Below are 19,164 nucleotides of genomic sequence, written 5' to 3'. Positions count from 1 at the left end.
GAACTCCTGAACTGTTGCGGCATCTGCACGCCATGATCATCAGATTGGTATCCGGACTTCCGCGCGCAAGCCACCCAGCATCGACGGAGACAAAGCAATGTCGCCGCCGTGACTCTGGGCTATGTCGCGTGCAATGGCCATGCCGAGCCCGGTGCCGCCGGAATCCTGGTTGCGGGCGACATCGAGGCGGACGAAGGGCTTGAAAACCTCATCATACTGCTCCGGCGGAATTCCCGGGCCATCGTCATCCACCACCACTCTCAGGTAATCGCCGTCATGCACCGCCGTGATCTCGACCTGGCTGGCAAACCGTGACGCATTCTGCACCAGGTTGCCGACACAGCGTTTGAAGGCATCCGGTTTCAAGGCCACAATCAACTTGCGCGGCGTGTTGAGCACAATCGGATGGCCTGACCGGCTCATGTCATCGGCCACGTCGCCGAGCAGGTCGACGATCTCGGTCGCCGCCGTCGGCTCACCGCCATCGCCGCGCACGAATGCCAGATAGCCTTCCAGCATGCGCTGCATCTCGCCGACATCGTCCGACAGGGCATGCACGGTCGGTGACTTTTCCAGCAACGCCAGCTCCAGCTTGAACCGGGTGAGTATGGTTCTGAGGTCATGGCTGACACCGGCCAGCATGGCGGTTCGTTGCTCGACATGGCGTTCGATGCGCGATTTCATCTTCAGGAACGCGCGCGCGGCAGACTGCACCTCGGCTGCCCCGTCGGGGCGGAAGTCAGGCACGTCCCTGCCCATGCCGAAACTCTGCGCCGCGTTGGCGAGTTTGACGATCGGCTTGATCTGGTTGCGCAGGAACACCACGGCAATCAGCAACAGGAACAGCGAACCGCCGATCATCCAGGCAATGAAAATCGGGGTGGTGGATGCATGTGCCCTGTCCAGGTCAGTGAGGAACCGGAACACGAACCCGTCAGGCGTCAGAACCCGTACATCGACATAGCCGCTGCTGCCAACGGTATCGACCCATAAAGGCAGCGCCACACCACCTTCCAGATAGCGCACCAGTTTGGGGTGCACTGAAGACAGGAACGGTTTGTTGGTCGCCGGCGGGAGCTCGGATTTCTTCTCCACCGTCAGGCCCAGCGCCAGATCTTCGTTGGCCATGGCCAGAACCTTGGCCAGGTCAGCTTCCGTACGCGGGCTGTTGTCCCAGGTTTTGACAACCAGCGACACGTCACGCGCAAATGACTGCGACAGGGATTTAGTCACGGTTTCATAATGCCGGTCGAGAAACACCCAGGCCATCAGGCCCTGCAACAACACAACCGGTGCTATGACAATGATCAGCGAGCGCTGATACAGCCGCTCCGGCATATAGCGTTCAAGAAACCGGTTGAAATGCCAATACAGGGTACGCTTTTCAAGCGGAGTATCGTCGCGGCTGGCAATGGCCGACATGTGAAAAACCTTTCAAAATACACTCAACGTGTGCAGGTGCGCCCAGGGTCGCGACCCTAGTCCACGTGCAAAGTATAACCATGTCCACGCACGGTTTGCAGATAAACCGGCATGGCAGGCTGATCCTCAATCTTGCGCCGAAGCCGGTTGATCTGCACATCCACCGCCCGGTTCGTGTCTTCCTGGGCCGGTTCGATAATATCTGCGCGGGCCACAGGCTCGCCGGCGCGTTGCGCCAGAATGCGCAATATGTCGCGCTCGCGTGTCGTCAAATGCACAATCTGGCCGCCCCGGCGTAATTCTCCCCGCAACAGGTTGAACGAGAATGCGCCGAAACTCACTTCCGCCACTTCCGTGCTGGCAGGTAGCGCCAGCGCATGGCGCTTCAGGATGGCCTGCACCCGCAGCAGCAACTCGCGCGGCTCAAACGGCTTGGTCAGGTAATCATCGACACCAGCGCTTAAGCCTTCGATCCTGTGTTCTATTTCGGCCCGCGCCGACAACATCAGTATCGGCACGTCATTGCCGGCCGCACGCAGTGATCCTGCAAAGTCGAGACCGGTTTCGTCCGGCATCATCACGTCCAGCACCAGCAGGTCAAACGACATGCCCTGCATATGCAGGCGTGCCTCGGCTGCCCCACTCACCGCAGACACCCGGCATCCGTTAGCCGACAGAAACGACCCCAGCAATTCACGAAGCCGCTTGTCGTCATCAACAATCAGCACATGTGGCAGATCATCGAGCGGCCCGGTCATGGACTGACCACCTTTTCCACCCGGTCGCGTTCATCCTCATCGATCAGGCCGTACAATATCTGCTGGAAAACCGGCGCGGCATCACCGCCTGCATGTCTGATTGCCGCCTGTACCCGTTCAATTTGCGGTTGCATCAGCCTGTCGTGCAGCGAAACGCCGTCCGCAGTCAGATGCAGCAGCCGCCTTCGCCGGTCAGCATTCCCGGACCGCTGCTCAATGATCCCGCGTTCGACCAGTTCCTTCAGCACCCGCGCCAGGCTCTGCTTGGTGATGCGCAGGATATCAAGCAGCTCTGCCACGCTGATACCAGGATTGCGGCCTACGAAATGCACAACACGGTGATGCGCCCGGCCAAACCCGAAATCCAGCAGCAACACATCCGGATCCGAGGTGAAGTCACGGTAGCCGAAATACAACAGCTCGATCAGTTCAATAACGGCGTCGCGCGAAACTTTCCGCTCTACAGAGTTCTCGTCTGCCTGTGCGTCCATGGCAAAAGTCATTTCCGGATCCGTATTGGCTATCACGATTTATGTCAGCTATATTGACATAAATTACGGCTGTTGTTAGTGCCATAATCGATTTTTTTGAATATCCGCGTTAGTAATGACAACCCCGGTAGGTGAATTCAGGATTCGATACCGGCCACATGAGGAGCGCCAGCCATGGCCGCGTCACTGCCTTTTGATCAACGTGATGGTGATATCTGGTTGAACGGTGAATTTGTACCGTGGTCTGCTGCACAACTGCACGTATTGTCCCACGCATTACATTATGCGTCATCGGTATTTGAAGGTGAACGCGCCTATGGCGGTGAAATTTTCAAGCTCACCGAACACACTGAACGCCTGTTCCGTTCGGCAGAATTCCTCGACATGGAAATTCCCTACACGGTTGCTGAAATAGACGATGCCTGCAAGGCGTTGCTGGCCCGTCAGGGGTTGCAGGATGCCTATGTACGCCCGGTCGCCTGGCGCGGGTCTGAAATGATGGGCGTATCGGCCCAGACCACAAAGATCAATGTTGCCATCGCGATCTGGGAGTGGCCGAGCTACTTCGATGCCGAGGAGCGCCTCAAGGGCATCCGGCTGGACATGGCAAAGTGGCGGCGTCCCGATCCTGCAACCATTCCTTGTGAAGCGAAAGCAGCCGGTCTCTACATGATCTGCACCTTGTCGAAGCATGCAGCCGAACGCAAAGGCTATGCCGATGCACTGATGCTCGACTATCGCGGCCAGGTGGCCGAGGCAACCGGTGCAAACGTGTTCTTCATCAAGGATGGCGAACTGCACACACCGACACCGGACTGTTTCCTGAACGGCATTACCCGCCAAACCGTCATGGAACTGGCTCGCACTCGCCAGATCAAGATCAACGAGCGCGTCATCATGCCGGAGGAAATGGCCGACTTTGAAGAATGCTTTATCGTCGGAACCGCTGCCGAGGTAACACCGGTGTCTGAAATCGGACCCTACAGTTTCACCGTCGGCGACATTACGACGACGCTGATGAACGACTACACCAGCGCGGTGCAGCCAAAGGTGGCTGCCGCCGAGTAGCGGTTTTCAACCCGGCCAGCAGTGTTTGCCAAAAAGACGTGGCGCAGCCGGTCATCCGGCCGCGCCACTGTTTCATTGTGTCACCTGATCAGAACAACAGGCCGATTGCCTAGCTGTCGGGCAGCATGACCTTGTCGATCACGTGCACAACGCCGTTTGATGCTGCAATATCGGCAGTAATGACATTGGCCTGGTCTACGGTGACACCTGAGGACGACTTGCTGACGGCCAGCGTGCGGTCACCGGAAGACTTGATCGTGCGCACGTGAATGGTGCGGCCGGGCAACTGATTGGACATCAGCTTGCGCGGCAGCACATGGTAAGACAGCACGGCTGCCAGCTGATCCTTGTTTTCAGGTTTCAGCAGGTTCTCCACCGTGCCCGCCGGCAACGCCGCAAAGGCTTCGTCGGTTGGTGCAAAAACGGTGAGGTTGTCACCCTCTGCAAGTGCACCGGCAAGGCCGGCAGCCTTGGCCGCGGCGATCAGCGTGTTGAAAGTGCCGGCGCCCTGAGCGACTTCGACAATGTTTGCAGCCTGTGCCGAGCCCGTCATAAGGCCGAGTGCCACGGCGATACCAAGAGTTGCTTTGCGCATAATTTGTTCTCCCATTTTCAGTCAGGTTGACCCGGGCCGACCATACGGCTGGCGGGCATGATCACCCGGTTGCATCATTGCGTCGGCTGATCGTGCCGCTGTTTACTCATGCCAAGGCTGTTCAGATCTCCGGTAACCGGTCACAAAAATATGCGTGAACCAAATTGAATTTTTCACCGTTCTAATTTGGTTTAACGACGTTATACTGGCTCACATCGGGGGCAAAGATGGAGATTTCCAATATGCGGTCGTTCGCTCACTTCCTGCTTTTCGCTCTGACACTTTCAGCATGCATTTCGCTGGCAAGGCTGCCGGCCCACGCAGCAGGCAACGAAGTTGTCGGCAAGACGATTGAATCAATCATCATCAACGGCGAGAGCAATATCGGCTCCCTGGACGACGATGACCGACTGATCCAGGTTTTCACCTACTATTCCGACCGCTCCTTCAAGCCCATCTGGGTGCGCGACAACGGCATGAAGACCAAAGGCCGCATGCTGCTGCAGTTTCTGGGCAATATCGAAAACCACGGACTTCGCGAGTTCAAATACCGGCTGGCCGATATTCGCGCCCTGATCGGTGATCCGCATCCGCGTGCCCTGGCCGAACTGGAAATGCTGCTGACCAGTGCGTTTATCGATATGGCCCGCGACCTGACGCGCGGGCGTGTTTCGCCAAAAGATGTCACCCGCGACAATGACATCAAGGTTCGCGAGCTGGGTGCGGCCTACCTGCTCGATGGTGCTGAAAAGGCAGATGACCTGCTGCCCTACATCCAGACCCTCATGCCGCAGGACAAGCGCTATCACCGGCTGGTTGCGAAGCTTAAAGAGTACCGCGCAATCGCTGCGGCCGGCGGCTGGGCAACCATCCCTCCCGGAAAGGCCATGAAGCCCGGCAAGGAAGATGTGCGCCTGCCGATCCTGCGTGAATTTCTCATGACCACCGGCGACATGGATCCGGCAACCCGGCCGGTCGACGATGCCTATGATGAAGTGACCGTTGCCGCGGTAAAGAAATTCCAGCGCCGTCATGGCCTGACCGATGACGGTGTTATCGGCCCCACGACCCTGAAACAGATGAACATACCCGTCGCCAAGCGCATCAGGCAGCTGGAGGTCAACCTGGAACGCCGGCGCTGGCTTGATCGCGAGCCTGGCGGCTTCTACGTGTTTGCCAATCTGGCCGACCAGGAATTGAAAGTGGTCAATAACGGCAAGACCATCCACACCGCCCGGATTGTCGTCGGCAAGACCTATCACAAGACACCTGTATTTACCGAGGAGATGAGCTATCTGGTTATCAACCCGTATTGGAATGTGCCGTCTTCAATCGCCAACAGGGAATATCTGCCGAAGCTGAAAAAAGACCCCGGATATCTGCAGCGGCAGAGCATTCGCGTGCTCAACAAGTCAGGCAAGGTGGTCAATCCCTACACGGTCAACTGGGCCGGCATGCGCCGGATGCCGTTCCGGCTGCGACAGGATACCGGCAACAAGAACGCGCTCGGCCGCATCAAGTTCATGTTCCCCAACAAATACAATGTCTACATTCACGACACCCCGTCAAAGAGCCTGTTCAAAAAGGATTTGCGCGTGTTTTCCCACGGCTGCATGCGCGTGCAGAACCCGACGAAGCTGGCAGAAGTTATCCTTGGAAAGCAGAACTGGACCTTGAACAAGATCAACAATCAGATAGCGTCCGGCAAGCGGCGCATCGTCAAGCTGAAAAAGAAGGTGCCGGTGTACATCACCTATATTACGGCCTGGGTAAACAAGGATGGCACCACCAACTTCCGGCGTGACATCTATGGCCGTGATGAGACACTGGCTGAACACCTGCTGACCGGCGGCAGGTTTGCCGAGGCGGACAATCATTGAAGATTTCCGTCGCAAGTCGGATTGAGCAGCGTGCGGTGTTGCCGGATCGCGGCAAGAGAGCAGGCTCAGTCGACCACATCAGCCTGATCTAAGCAGCAAGTATCCGGCGAAACACCCATAGCCGTGCCGGCGGTATGTTGCGCACCATCCAGTCAAACGGTTCGACCGAGTAGGTCTGCCAGTCAGGCGGTATCGGCGAGACCGGGCCATAGGAAATCTGTACGATCGGACGCCCCGGATTGAGCCGGTCAAACAGTTCGTTCAGCAGTTCGACCCTTTGTTTGACCGGAAAATTCAGCATCGGGATGGCGGATATGATGGTGTCGAACCTGCTTTCACCCATATCGGGCAACACATCGTCCAGGCGAAAAGCGTTGCCGTGGAGTATGTTCACCCCGGGGAAATCCGACATCAGTTGCGGAATGAACGCTTCGGTATACTCGACTGAAAACAGCTTGGCCGGTTTTACACCACGCGCCAGGATTGCCTTGGTTATGACACCTGTGCCGGGACCGAGTTCAAGCACCGGATCATCGCACCCCGGGCTGATAAGGCTTGCCATGCGCTTTGCGGTTACGCTGCTTGTCGGCAACACCGCGCCCATAGCCTTGGGCTTGTCGATCCAAGTCTTGAAGAACCGGATTTCCTCGTCAAAACGATTGGCAACATGCCTTGCCATGCGATTGGCCACGAGCGTTTCCCCTTTTTTATGTCAGCCGGTGCCGAGCTGGTCCGCCCAGGTCGGTGCTGTATCGTGTTTGCAGACTGCACTGGCTGGACCCGAGTCACCATCACGGACTCGAGCCATATCATCCAGACCTAACCTTAAACCGTGGCAAGAATTGTACACGGATGATGCCGTGTCATCCACCCGTGACCGGTGGAAAAAATGCAATTTCGCGTGCATCACCGAGCGGATGGTCAAGCGCCACATGCTCCTGGTCCAGCGCTGCACGGATAACACGCATATCAGCAAACGCGGCAGCATAGCCTTCATCGCGGGTCGCCAGATGCGCCGCGAGATCAGCGACAGTGCTTACATCCGCTGGTACCTCGATCATTTCCTCGCCCGTGCCGGTGCGCTGCCGCACCCAGGCAAAATACATAACCTTCATTCGTCTTCTTCCATGACATGCTTCACGCCGGCGCGGAAATAATCATAGCCTGTGTAAAGCGTTGCAACGGCGGCAATCCACAAAAACGTCAGCCCGATCGTGGAGGTATGATGAAATACCTTGTCACCGGCAGGCCCGACAATCAAAAACCCTATGGCGATCATCTGGAAGGTGGTTTTCCACTTGGCCAGTTGGGTCACCGGAACGGACACCTTGATTTCGGCGAGAAATTCCCGCAGGCCCGATACCAGTATTTCGCGGCACAATATGATGATTGCCGCCCAGATATGCACGCCCTTGATCTCACCGGTATACGTCACCGCCAGCAGAACTGACGCAATCAGCAGCTTGTCGGCGATCGGGTCCAGCATTCTGCCCAGCGAGGATTGCTGTTCCCAGATGCGGGCCAGGTATCCGTCAAGGAAGTCGGTGATGGCAGCGAAGATAAAAATCGCCACCGCGATCCAGTGATTGGTGTCGCCGCCATAGATCAGCAGGCCCACCACCACCGGCACCGCGGCAATTCGCAGGTAGGTCAGGATATTGGGCAACCAGGTGGCAACGTTGCCGCGCCGGTTCGGATGCCTGATTTTGTCAGCGCCAGCGCTCAAGTTTCGCCCTCGTGGAAATAACCGTATATGGCAGTTGCCAGACTTTTGCTGATTCCTTCAACCTGCTCGAGATCAGCCGCCGATGCGCCGGAGACCGCGCGGGCCGATCCGAAGGCGCGAAGCAGTGCCTTTTTGCGTCCTGGTCCGATGCCGCCAATCTCGTCAAGAGGATTGGCAAGCGCCGCCTTGGCTCGCTTGGCCCGATGTGTGCCGATGGCAAATCTGTGTGCTTCATCGCGCAACCTTTGCACATAATACAACACCGGGTCACGTTGTTCGAGCATGAAAGGCGCCTTCCCCGAAATATGGAACTGCTCGCGGCCCGCATTGCGGTCCGGCCCCTTGGAGATACCGGCCACCGGCACGTCCTTGATGCCCAACTCCTTCAAAACGTCCTGGACCGCCGAAAGCTGGCCTTTGCCGCCGTCAATCAACAACAGATCCGGCCACGTGCCGACGCTGGTGTCATCGGCACTCGTGTCATCGGCACTCATGTCATCACCACTGGTGTCGTCGCTGGCCGGCAAGTCCTCTCCGGTGTTCGCAGGACGGTCGCCATGCTCCTTCAGGAGGCGTGAAAACCGCCGTGTCAGAACTTCCTTCATCATGCCGAAATCGTCGCCGCCGGTATCCTGCTCGGTCTTGATGTTGAATTTGCGATAATGCGCTTTGGCCAGCCCCTCCGGCCCGGCCACGATCATGCCGCCGACCGCATTGGTGCCCTGGATGTGCGAATTGTCGTAGACCTCTATGCGCCGCGGCATGCGCTCCAGCCCGAACACGTTCTTCACCCCTTCCAGCAATTTCTTCTGGGATGACGTATCAGCCAGTTTGCGGCCCAGCGCCTCACGCGCATTGGTCATGGCATGTTGCACCAGTTCGCGTTTCTCCCCGCGCTGCGGCACCAGAACCTCCACCTTCCGGCCCGCCTTGGTCGAAAGCGCGTCGCGCAACAGATCAAGTTCGCTGACATCCGAGGACAGCATGATTTGGCGCGGCACCGGCTTGTCATCGTAAAACTGGGCAATGAAGGCAGCCAGCACATCAGCCGGTTCAACGGATTTATCGGCGCGCGGGAAGTAGGCACGCGTGCCCCAGTTCTGCCCCGCCCTGATGAAAAACACCTGAATGCAGGTTTGCCCCCCCTCCTGTGCCAGGCCAAAAATGTCAGCTTCTGCCACGCCCTGCGGATTGATTCCCTGCGACGCGGTGACATGGCTGAGCGCTGAAATCCGGTCACGGCAAACCGCCGCACGCTCAAAATCCAGCTCTTCCGACGCCGCCTCCATCTGCTTGGCCAGGGCTGTTTTCACCGCGTTGGATTTGCCGGACAGAAAGGCTTCCGCCTGCTTCACCAGTTCACTGTAGCCATCTGCGGAAATCTCACCGGTGCATGGTGCGGCACAGCGCTTGATCTGGAACAGCAGGCACGGCCGGGTGCGGTTCTCATAATAACTGTCGGAACACGATCGCAGCAGGAACGCCTTCTGCAACAGGTTTATGGTGGTGTTTACCGAGCCGGCTGATGCGAACGGGCCATAATAACTGCCCTTGCGATTACGCGCGCCGCGATGCTTGGTGATCTGGGCAACGTCGTGATCCTTGGCGATCAGGATATAGGGAAACGACTTGTCGTCGCGCAGGATGACATTGTAGCGCGGTTTCAGCCGCTTGATCAGGTTTGCTTCCAGCAACAGGGCTTCCGGCTCTGTCTTGGTGGTCACGAACTCCATCGAGCAGGTATTGGCGATCATTGCCGCAATGCGATTGGTATGGCCGCCCAGGCGGGTATAATTCGAGACACGATTCTTCAGGTTGCGCGCCTTGCCCACGTAAAGCACATCGCCCTTGTGGTTATACATCCGGTAAACGCCCGGCCTGCCCGGCAGCGTTTTTGCGAACCGCTTGATCACGTCGGGGCCGCTTTCGACAGCGTCTTCGACAGGTTCACCGTCTTGCGTAGTCAGGGGATCGTTCATCGGCTTCGTCAGCCTCGCGCGCGCTCGATCTCGATGCCTACGCTTGAGGCCTCGGGAATGATGTCGAGCTTCTCGACCCGCACCCGGACGCGTTTGATCGCTCTGTTCTTCAACACCTTGTCGGCTATTTTTTCTGCAAGTGTCTCGACCAGATTGACATGACCGTCCTGCACGATGGCCTTGACGTTCTTGACCACTTTTTCATAGCTGACGACATTCTTGATATCGTCTTCCAGCGCGCCGCCCTGTTCTTTCACGGCACAGTCGATGTTGACCAGGATACGCTGCGGATGCCGCTTCTCGTGTTCATAAATGCCGACCATGGCGATCAGTGCCAGATCACGCACGAAGACATGCCGCAATCCGTGCGTCGCGTCTGCATACTCCGAAACCAACTGGCGCGGATTATTGTCCATATCACCTACTCGTTTGCGTCCGTGACATCCGGCGTTTGCCAGACAAGATGCTGACCACCATCAAGCACGATCATCTGTCCGGTCAAGGCCGGGGCCGACAAAATGAAGGACAATGCTGACGAAATCTCTTCCGGTGATGTGCCGCGCTGCAAAAGTGTCTGCTCGGTGCGTTCGGCAAAATCGCCTTCTTTCATCCGCACGTGCGGCAGGGCAGGCCCCGGACCGATGGCGTTTACCCTGATGCGCGGGGCCAGCGACTGGGCCAGCGTGCGCGTGACTGTCCACAGTGCGGACTTCGATGCCGTGTAGGAAAAATACGTTGGATTCAGTTTCAGCACACACTGGTCGATGAGATTGACGATATTGCCGTGCGCGCCGCCGGGAAACTGCGCAACGAAGGCCTGGGCCAGAAACACCGGCGCGCGCAGGTTGGTGTTCTGATGCAGGTCCCAGCTTTCCTGCGTCATGGTTTCGGCCTCATCCGGCTCAAACCGGGACGCATTGTTGATGAGGCATGTCAAGGGTCCCAGGGCCTCTGCGGACCTGGCAACTATCTGTTCCGGCACTCCACTGAGCGAAAGATCGCCCTGCACCGCGACCGCCCGTCCTCCTCTGGCCTCGATCTCCGCAACCAGCTCATCGGCATCGTCGGCTGACGTGTTGTAGTGCGCCGCCACTGCCCAGCCTTTATCTGCAAGGTCCAGCGCCATGTGCCGGCCAATACGCCGCGCCGCACCGGTTATCAGGACTGTTCCCGTCATCTCGTCATCCATTAATCGATCGCTTCCAATATCATCCGCCTTGCAATCACCCGACCGCAACGCAAACCCCGCAGTGTGAAACGAGACGACGGACAGATCAGATTTGCGGGTTCAGCTGAACTCATGGCGCGCCGAAACGAACTGACATCAGTTGAAACTGATCACAATCGGTGATCCGGGCTTGGCGTCAGGCTGTGGCGCGTTTGCCGGTGCGGGCATCGATTGCAGCCACACATTGCCGGGCCCGCGCAATATCGCCACGTTCAATTTGTTGTCAGCCGCAACGCCATGACTTTCGGATGCTTTTTCTATCACCACGGTCGCGCCCAGCGCCGCTATGGCACTGCCTCTCGCCGCCAGGATTTCTCCCGGTCCAAGCTTGATATGGGATACTTCGCCTGTTGCAGCAGTAAACACCCAGCCTTCACCATCGGCCTGCAGCAACACCAGCCCGTCAGGACGGTTGGCGGATTTCAGCGACTTGATATGGCTGTATGGCCGTAGCCGTACGCCGGGGCCAACGGCCAGAAAATTCTCCTGCGGCAGCAGAATGCGTCCGGCCAGCTGCTTCAGGTCAAATGCACCGACAGAGCCGCCGGGCGACAGGATGACCCGGGAATCGGCATCACCGACATTACACGCCATGACCAGCGCTTCATTGCCGGCATCTTCCAGGATAACACCATTGTCATGGGCGATAACCGACCGTGCCCAGCCAACCATCCGGCGACCGGGCCTCAGCGTTACCGACAATTGCTGCATGAGCTTGCCGGACACGACAAAGGACAGATCAGCGGAATCCGCTTCATCAGCTGCATGCTCATGTACTGTGTCTGCAATAGACTGAAATGTCATCGCCCAAACCCGACCCTAATCCGCGCAGGCTGGCTTCACGGTCCGAACCTGCAAAACCATCTTAAACCATGTGTCGTAGCGCAATGACAACAGGCTTGACGAATGTTTACCCAGGTCCGGTCCCCGCACCTGCGTCACTGCGCAGCCTGTTTCATTTCTGCCGCCCTTATTGCTTCCCAGACTTTCATGGGTGTGAGCGGCATATCGATATGCGCGATCCCCAGCGGTTTGAGAGCATCGACCACCGCATTGACAACCGCAGGCGGTGCGCCGGTGGCGCCGGCCTCACCGGCCCCCTTGACCCCGAGCGGGTTGGACTGGGTCGGCGCATCCTGGTTGAACTCAAGTCCGATCGACGGCAGGTCCAGTGCCCGCGGCATGCAGTAATCCATGAATGAACCGGTCAGCAGCTGGCCTGTTTCATCATATGTCACGCCTTCCAGCAGTGCCTGTCCGATGCCCTGCACCGCTCCGCCCATTACCTGTCCGCCGGCAATCAGCGGATTGATGATCCGGCCGAAGTCATCAACCACCGTGTAACCGGTGATATCGATCATGCCGGTGTCGGGGTCTACCTCAACCTCACAGACATGCACGCCGTTGGGATAGGAAAACTGCTCGCGTTGCCAGGTTTTTGCCGAAGACAATGTCTCCGGAACATCATTCGGCAGGCTGCCGGCGATAGCCCGAAGCCTGGCTGCAAGTTCGAGGATGCCAATGCCGCGGTCTGTGCCCATGATGGCGAACTTGCCGGCCTTGAATTCAATGTCCTGCACCGCTGCCTCAAGCACATGAGCTGCTGCAAGTTTCCCCTTGTTCACAACTTCATGGGAAGTGGTGAGCAAGGCCGACCCGATTACCATCAGGGATCGCGACCCGCCGTGACCACCACCGGACTTGATGACGTCGGTATCGCCGGTGACATAACGCACCTTGTCCGGATTGATTCCCAGTTCCGAGCTGATGATCTGCTTGTAGGTGGTCTCGTGGCCCTGCCCCGTCGCCTGACCGCCGGTCATCAGGGACACCGTCCCGTCGTCTTCAAACCGCAGTTCGGCAAAATCCGCCGGCATGCCCAGAGTGACTTCCAGATAGCTGGACACACCAAACCCGCGCAATCTTCCCTTGCGCGCGGACGCCTTGCGCCGCTTTGCAAAGCCGTCTGCATCGTGCACAGCCAGCGCCTTGTCCAGCGTGCCTTCAAAATCGGCACAGTCGATAATCATGCCAAGTGCCATCTTGTAAGGATACTGGTTGATGAAGTTCTGGCGGCGCAGCACGACCGGATCGCGCCCGGTCTCAAAAGCCGCCAGATCAACCAGACGCTCGATCAGATAGGCCGACTCCGGCCTGCCTGCACCGCGATAAGCGTCTATTGGAACCGTATTTGTAAACACCGCATCGACAGACATCGAAACCGACGGAATGCGGTAATTGCCTCCCATCGACACCCAGCTTGCGGACGTCGGGATGATCGTCGCATAGGATGATAGATAGGCTCCCATGTTGGCGCGGGTATCAACCTTAAGCGCTGTGAAATTGCCGTCTTCGTCCAGCGCCAGCTCTGCGGTTGTCAGATGGTCGCGGCCATGGATTTCCGACAGGAAATTTTCCGACCGCTGTGCAATCCACTTGACCGGCCGGCCGACCAGCTTGGCGGCCAGCATCACCATGACATTTTCCGGGTAGACAAAATTCTTCGCCCCGAAGCCACCGCCCACGTCAGGCATGACCACGCGGACCTTTTCCGGCGGAACCTTGAAAATCACGTCGGCCATCTGGCCCTTCTGGCCGTGCACCGCCTGGCCCGACACATGCAGGATCAGCTGGTCCTTGTCCTTGTCGTAATCGCCGATGGAGCCGCGCGGCTCGACCGCCGACGGCGCAACCCGGTTGTTTACGAAGGTAAGCCGGGTGACATGGGCTGCCGAACCGATGGCCTTGTCGACCCCTGCTTCATCCCCCTTGTGGAAATGATAGGCCCGGTTTGATTTCAGTTTCGAATGGATCAGCTTGGATTTCCGGTCGAGCACCGAGGCCAGATCGACCACTGCTGGCTTGTCGCTGTAATCGACCATGACTGCTTCTGCGGCCTGTTGGGCCTGTTCGGGGGTTTCGGCGATAACCATGGCCACGGGGTCACCGACGAAACGCGCAACATCGCCGGTCAGCGCGAAGCGCTCAGGCACGGCGATACCGTTTTCATCAACCCCGTCCACAGCCGTCAGCGTCGGAAATGCGCCAAGGCCTGCCTTCTTCACATCCTTGTAGGTAAGCAGCCTGATGACACCCCGCATGGCGACAGCCGCCGAGACATCGATCTTGCCGATTCTTGCATGCGCAAACGGTGAACGCACGAAGGCGGCATGGGCCATGTTGTCCAGCCTGATGTCGTCGACATAACAGCCGTCTCCCTTGAGAAAGCGCTCATCTTCCACGCGACGGACAGCCTGCCCGACAGCAAATTTCTGCATGTTTGATTGCCTGTTTTGGAATTCAAATTGCGATGCTCAGCGCAGGTCCGATATGTCGCTTGCATGCGCTGAGACCTCAATCTTAAACCACAGCTAGGCTGTAAGTCTAGCCAGTAGCTCTTCCCGGGACGCCACAAAGCCTCCAGCAATCCACCAGTCTTCCAGTGCCTTCAGTGCCTCGCCGATCTGGGGTCCCGCTGCAACGCCGGTCGCAAGTACATCGCTGCCGGTCACCGGGAAAACCGGAATTTCCCATTGCTCCGGCAGCGCGTAAAGGCCCGCCCAGTCCTCATCTGCCGCATTTGCGTCGCGCGCCCATGCCAGTAACACCGCCCGTTTCCAGGTTTCAGCACCTGTCTGGTACAGCACCACCTTGCGTTCATTGTCCCGCAACGCAGGCGATGGCGGCAGCGCCGATTGAACGTCCCGCAGGGAACGAGTTTGAACATTGGATAATCTGAGCAGCTCGGACTGTTCGTCCGCGCCCAGCGGCAGGGCCGCGGCCAGCAGCGTTGTGTAATCGGGTGTGCCACCCAGGGTTCCGGCCCGCGCGATAACCGACGCCAGCAATACCGCATCCATGTCGGCCCCGAACAATGTCCGGTTGATGCCGGTGTCATTCATCAGCACGGCAACCTCCCCGGCACGCCTGCCGCACAACAGCTTGCAGGTCTCCTGGCCCACACGCTCCCTGGAAAGCTGTTTCAACCCGGCCTTGAGCTGCCGGCAGGCATCCAGGCCGTCAGCGTCAACGTCGTCCTGGCCATATTGTGAGATAAACCGGAAGAAACGCAAAATCCGCAGGTAATCCTCCCGGATTCGCGCCTCAGGATCGCCGACAAATCTGACCGTCCTCGTGTCCAGGTCGGCACTGCCTCCCATCGGATCGAACACCTCGCCGTCTTGCGAACAGTAAAACGCGTTGAGGGTAAAGTCGCGCCTGGCTGCATCCACGGCCCAGTCGTCTGTATAAGCCACCTTTGCCTTGCGCCCGTCGGTTTCAACATCATGGCGCAGTGTCGTCACCTCGAACCCGCTGTTGTCGCTGATAACCGTCACGGTGCCATGTTCAATGCCTGTTGCCACTGTTTTCAGTCCGGTGGCAGCGGCAGCCGCAAGCACCTGTTCCGGCGTCAGGGTCGTCGCGATATCAATGTCGCGGACCGGCTCGTCCAAAAGTGCATTGCGCACGGCGCCGCCGACGATACGGGCCTCGCCGCCTGCATCCGCAATGGCCTGAAACACCGCGCCCAGTCCAGCGGTTTCAAAAATCGGGTGACCATGTAGCGAAGGCAGAGTCATCACCTGGTTATCCTGTCATGCAGGTTACGCAACATGCCTGCGGTTGCCCCCCAGACATACCTGTCGCCATAGGGCATGGCATAATACTGCCGCTCGCGCCCCTGCCAGACCCGCGAATGCCGCAAATGATTGGCCGGCTCCATGAAATGGGCCAGCGGGACATCAAAAATCTCGGTAACTTCACCGGGTTCCGGGATCAGGTCGAAACCGGTCCTCAACAACCCGACGACCGGCACGATACGAAAGCCGGTACCTGTCTGGTAGACATCCAGAAAACCCGCCGGCTCTACGAACTCCGGCGAAACACCGGTTTCCTCGTGGGTTTCGCGCAGCGCGCATTCCACCGGGCCTGCATCTTCGGCATCGATCTTGCCGCCGGGAAACGCAATCTGGCCGGCATGGGTCGGCAATTCGTCGGAACGTTGCGTCAGCAGAACATGCAGTTCGCCATCGCGCTCGAGCAGTCCGACAAGGACGGCGGCTGCACGGATTTTCTCCATAGTTCCCGGCGCGATATCGGCATTGAGATCTGCGTCGGAACGCAGCGCCGGAAGCGCTGCATCAACAGCTTCGGCAGGCACCTGTGCATGCAGCCGCGGCACGGCATGTTGGCGAAACCAGTCTGGTGAGTAAATTGCCATGCCGGTCACGCACCAGCCTCGTCAGCCGGCATCATCGGCCAGAACACTCCTGACGACCAAACGCCAAACCAGTCATCTCCATCGCGGTCTTCCACGCAACCGGCATCGACCAGGTCAGGAAACACGGCACGCGCAACCCTGGCTTCAAGGCCACCCCTGATCGTCACATAAGGCAACGAAACGCCCTTGGCAGCGGCACCTGCAGCGAAACGCATCGGGTGATCATTGTCTATGGTCACCGCGTCTCCCACATTGGTAGTCAGTGTCACGACCTGGTTTGCAGCCTTTCCCTCGACCAGGATTCCAACTGCCACAAACGGCACATCGGCAATGCTGATGGTTCGTTTTTCAACCGGTGTAACGAGCACATAACTGCCGTCCGGCTCGCGCCGCAGGATGGATGCAAACAACGCTACGAGACCGGCGCGGCGGATCGGGGTGCCATCGTGGAACCAGTTGCCATCGATATCGATTGCGATATCAATGGAACCGGCATGTTCAGGATGCCAGGTTTCCACCGGCGCCGGCGCGCGATTTGGCATATCGCCTGCCGGAATGGCGTCAAGACCGCGTATGTGGCGCATTTCAGTCATATTTTCAGTCACTTTGCCATCCTGGAACAACTCTGGATAAGGTCAGGTTTACAGATTCCGGTTGATCCAGCCAAAAACCGGCCGGTTATGGCCTGCTGACGACATTGTGAAGCATTAAACGGTCCAACAGGGAAGCGCCATCGTTACATCATGGTAACTTGCTCTAACAGCCATGTTACGGCCAGTCTTATTGTCGTATGGTTATAACCTGATCGCGAATCCGGTTAGCATACGAAAAACGTGAGGACCTTAATTTCCCATGAGCACCGTTACCAAAGCCGATGCCAAAATCCTCGATGATCTCGAGGCGACTGCTGAACGACTTGAAAAGGCTCAGGACGCGCTGAAAACTGTCATTTTCGGACAGGACGACGTCATCAGCCAGGCGATGATCGCCATTCTTGGCGGTGGTCATGCACTGCTGGTTGGTGCACCGGGCCTGGCGAAAACCAAGCTGGCAGTCACTCTCGGCACCGTTTTGGGGCTGGAGGAAAAGCGCATCCAGTTCACGCCTGACCTGATGCCAGCAGACATTCTGGGCTCGGAGGTGCTGGACGAAGGCGAGACCGGCCGTCACCAGTTTCGTTTTGTGAAAGGCCCGGTATTCTGCCAGCTACTGATGGCGGACGAGATCAACCGCGCCAGTCCGCGAACCCAGTCAGCCCTGTTGCAGGCAATGCAGGAGCACCACATCACCATTGGCGGCCAAAGCTATGACCTGCCATCACCATTTCACGTGCTGGCCACGCAGAACCCGATTGAACAGGAAGGCACCTATCCGCTGCCCGAGGCACAGCTCGACCGTTTCCTGCTGGAGATAAACGTCCCTTATCCGGACCTTGAGTCAGAGCGGCGCATGCTGTTTGCCACAACCGGCAACGACGAAGCAGAAGTCGCCAATGTGTTCACACGCGAAGATCTGATGCGCGCGCAACGCCTGACCCGGACCATCCCTGTCGGCGAAAAGGTTGCCGACGCCATTCTTGAACTGGTGCGCTCGGCCCGGCCCGGCCCGGACGGCTCAGACTATGCCAACGAGACAATTTCCTGGGGACCGGGGCCGCGGGCCAGCCAGTCGCTTATGCTCGGTGTCCGGGCACGCGCCTTGCTGGACGGCAGACTGTCACCGTCGCTGGACGACGTTGTCGCATTGGCGGCGCCTGTGTTGCGCCACCGCATGGCCATTACGTTTTCCGCCCGTGCCGAAGGCGTCACCATCAATGACGTCATCAGCAGGCTCACAGAGCCGATCAGGCTTTAAGGACAAACGGTTTGGCCAGTATGACCTCCCCTTCTCTCACTGCTGCCGGACTTCGCGGGTCCGCTGACCAGCTGGCCAGCGCCTATCCGCCATTGCTTATCCAGTCCGAGCGCATCGCCAATGCGATTGTGCACGGAGCCCACGGGCGCAGGCGGACCGGCCCCGGTTCCGACTTCTGGCAGTACCGGCCATATTCGCCGGGCGATTCAATTTCGCGCATCGACTGGCGCAAAACCGCCCGTGCCGGAAAAACCCTGATCCGTGAAAGCGAATGGGCAGCTACAAATACCGTGTTTGTGTGGGCAAGCCAGACGGCCGGGATGGATTTCCGGTCGGACCTGTCCAGTACAACCAAGCGCGAGCGCGCCGCGGTTCTGGCGCTCACCATTGCAACGCTTGCCGTTCGCGCCGGAGAGCGCGTCGGCGTGCTCGGCTGGCCGCAGGCGCCGGGCCACACACGACTGCTGCTGCGCCGCATGGCGGCCTGGTATTCGGGTGAAGCGGACGAACAGTTCATGTCCCAGTCCCTGCCGCCGCAGGTACCTTTGCCCCGCCATGCCAGTTGCGTGCTGATCGGTGACTTTCTTGATCCGCTCGACAAGCTGCGCGCCAGGCTGGGTGATATCGCAGATGCCGGCTTGCACGGCCACATAGTGCAGGTCACCGACCCGGCGGAAGAAACCCTGCCCTACCACGGCCGCACGGAATTCATCGAAATGAACACCGGCGAAAAACTGGTGGCAGGACGTGCCGAAACCCTGAAACAGGACTATATCGCCACGCTCGCCAGGCATCGCGAAGGCCTCAGGCAGCTGGCCCGGCAACTTGGCTGGACGTTTGTGGTGCATCACACGGACCAGTCACCGCATCCACTGCTGGTGTCGCTGTATTCACGCCTGTCGCAACGCACTGGTGCGTCTGCGTTGGTCAAGGCAGGATAGT

19 protein-coding genes are annotated in these 19,164 nt (G+C 58.5%); 4 read left to right on the top strand and 15 right to left on the bottom strand.

The features are described from left to right. Positions 1 to 39: 39 nt before the first annotated feature. From DHN55_RS09820 to DHN55_RS09810, 3 genes are read right to left on the bottom strand one after another with little or no spacing between them, the layout of a single operon-like run. Positions 40 to 1,422, bottom strand: coding sequence for an ATP-binding protein (locus tag DHN55_RS09820; RefSeq protein WP_108881111.1), 1,383 nt, complete (start codon positions 1,420 to 1,422; stop codon positions 40 to 42). A 56-nt stretch (positions 1,423 to 1,478) separates the two neighbouring features. Next, on the bottom strand, positions 1,479 to 2,180 hold the full coding sequence (locus DHN55_RS09815) for a response regulator (protein WP_108881110.1): 702 nt from the start codon (positions 2,178 to 2,180) through the stop codon (positions 1,479 to 1,481). After that, complete coding sequence (locus DHN55_RS09810; protein ID WP_337660121.1) at positions 2,177 to 2,707, bottom strand: MarR family winged helix-turn-helix transcriptional regulator; 531 nt, start codon at positions 2,705 to 2,707, stop codon at positions 2,177 to 2,179. Before DHN55_RS09810 ends, DHN55_RS09815 begins: the two co-directional genes overlap by 4 nt. Positions 2,708 to 2,845: 138 nt before the next feature. Here DHN55_RS09810 and DHN55_RS09805 point away from each other — a divergent pair, with 138 nt between their 5' ends. Further along, on the top strand, positions 2,846 to 3,739 hold the full coding sequence (locus DHN55_RS09805; protein WP_108881108.1) for a branched-chain amino acid aminotransferase: 894 nt from the start codon (positions 2,846 to 2,848) through the stop codon (positions 3,737 to 3,739). A gap of 109 nt (positions 3,740 to 3,848) precedes the next feature. Here the strand turns inward: DHN55_RS09805 and DHN55_RS09800 are convergent, their stop codons facing one another. After that, positions 3,849 to 4,334: a fasciclin domain-containing protein gene (locus DHN55_RS09800; protein WP_108881107.1), complete on the bottom strand. Its 486-nt coding sequence runs from the start codon at positions 4,332 to 4,334 to the stop codon at positions 3,849 to 3,851. Between the two features lie 242 nt (positions 4,335 to 4,576). Here DHN55_RS09800 and DHN55_RS09795 point away from each other — a divergent pair, with 242 nt between their 5' ends. After that, positions 4,577 to 6,214: a L,D-transpeptidase family protein gene (locus DHN55_RS09795; protein ID WP_337660120.1), complete on the top strand. Its 1,638-nt coding sequence runs from the start codon at positions 4,577 to 4,579 to the stop codon at positions 6,212 to 6,214. Between the two features lie 88 nt (positions 6,215 to 6,302). On the opposite strand, the gene pmtA is transcribed toward DHN55_RS09795, so the two are convergent. From pmtA to DHN55_RS09740, 11 genes are all read right to left on the bottom strand, one after another. After that, positions 6,303 to 6,905, bottom strand: a complete 603-nt coding sequence (pmtA, locus tag DHN55_RS09790) for a phospholipid N-methyltransferase PmtA (RefSeq protein WP_108881105.1) — start codon at positions 6,903 to 6,905, stop codon at positions 6,303 to 6,305. Between the two features lie 172 nt (positions 6,906 to 7,077). Continuing rightward, positions 7,078 to 7,329: a molybdopterin converting factor subunit 1 gene (gene moaD, locus DHN55_RS09785; RefSeq protein ID WP_108881104.1), complete on the bottom strand. Its 252-nt coding sequence runs from the start codon at positions 7,327 to 7,329 to the stop codon at positions 7,078 to 7,080. Further along, the gene (gene pgsA, locus DHN55_RS09780) at positions 7,326 to 7,940 is read right to left on the bottom strand and encodes a CDP-diacylglycerol--glycerol-3-phosphate 3-phosphatidyltransferase (RefSeq protein WP_337660119.1); all 615 of its coding nucleotides are present in this window, start codon (positions 7,938 to 7,940) and stop codon (positions 7,326 to 7,328) included. The genes moaD and pgsA overlap by 4 nt, the downstream gene beginning before the upstream one ends. Beyond that, complete coding sequence (uvrC, locus tag DHN55_RS09775) at positions 7,937 to 9,919, bottom strand: excinuclease ABC subunit UvrC (protein ID WP_108881103.1); 1,983 nt, start codon at positions 9,917 to 9,919, stop codon at positions 7,937 to 7,939. The genes pgsA and uvrC overlap by 4 nt, the downstream gene beginning before the upstream one ends. A gap of 8 nt (positions 9,920 to 9,927) precedes the next feature. Next, the gene (folB, locus tag DHN55_RS09770; protein WP_108881102.1) at positions 9,928 to 10,335 is read right to left on the bottom strand and encodes a dihydroneopterin aldolase; all 408 of its coding nucleotides are present in this window, start codon (positions 10,333 to 10,335) and stop codon (positions 9,928 to 9,930) included. Between the two features lie 5 nt (positions 10,336 to 10,340). Further along, the gene (locus tag DHN55_RS09765; RefSeq protein WP_108881101.1) at positions 10,341 to 11,108 is read right to left on the bottom strand and encodes an SDR family oxidoreductase; all 768 of its coding nucleotides are present in this window, start codon (positions 11,106 to 11,108) and stop codon (positions 10,341 to 10,343) included. A 135-nt stretch (positions 11,109 to 11,243) separates the two neighbouring features. Next, entirely contained in the window at positions 11,244 to 11,951 is a 708-nt protein-coding gene (locus DHN55_RS09760; RefSeq protein WP_108881100.1) for an AIM24 family protein, read from the bottom strand. 134 nt (positions 11,952 to 12,085) lie between these two features. After that, the gene (locus DHN55_RS09755; RefSeq protein WP_108881099.1) at positions 12,086 to 14,425 is read right to left on the bottom strand and encodes a molybdopterin cofactor-binding domain-containing protein; all 2,340 of its coding nucleotides are present in this window, start codon (positions 14,423 to 14,425) and stop codon (positions 12,086 to 12,088) included. Between the two features lie 93 nt (positions 14,426 to 14,518). After that, entirely contained in the window at positions 14,519 to 15,727 is a 1,209-nt protein-coding gene (locus tag DHN55_RS09750; RefSeq protein WP_108881098.1) for a CCA tRNA nucleotidyltransferase, read from the bottom strand. Then, a complete protein-coding gene (locus tag DHN55_RS09745; RefSeq protein WP_337660118.1) occupies positions 15,727 to 16,368 on the bottom strand; it encodes an NUDIX hydrolase in 642 nt (213 codons plus the stop codon). The genes DHN55_RS09750 and DHN55_RS09745 overlap by 1 nt, the downstream gene beginning before the upstream one ends. A gap of 5 nt (positions 16,369 to 16,373) precedes the next feature. Further along, entirely contained in the window at positions 16,374 to 16,973 is a 600-nt protein-coding gene (locus DHN55_RS09740; RefSeq protein WP_337660117.1) for a DUF1285 domain-containing protein, read from the bottom strand. Between the two features lie 247 nt (positions 16,974 to 17,220). Here DHN55_RS09740 and DHN55_RS09735 point away from each other — a divergent pair, with 247 nt between their 5' ends. Further along, positions 17,221 to 18,222, top strand: a complete 1,002-nt coding sequence (locus DHN55_RS09735; RefSeq protein ID WP_108881096.1) for an AAA family ATPase — start codon at positions 17,221 to 17,223, stop codon at positions 18,220 to 18,222. A 20-nt stretch (positions 18,223 to 18,242) separates the two neighbouring features. Continuing rightward, entirely contained in the window at positions 18,243 to 19,163 is a 921-nt protein-coding gene (locus DHN55_RS09730; protein ID WP_108881095.1) for a DUF58 domain-containing protein, read from the top strand. Position 19,164: the final 1 nt, after the last annotated feature.

Source organism: Anderseniella sp. Alg231-50, from assembly GCF_900149695.1.
Taxonomy (GTDB): domain Bacteria; phylum Pseudomonadota; class Alphaproteobacteria; order Rhizobiales; family Aestuariivirgaceae; genus Anderseniella.
Note: the sequence above shows the minus strand (reverse complement) of the source record. Positions and strands in the feature narration are given on the sequence as shown.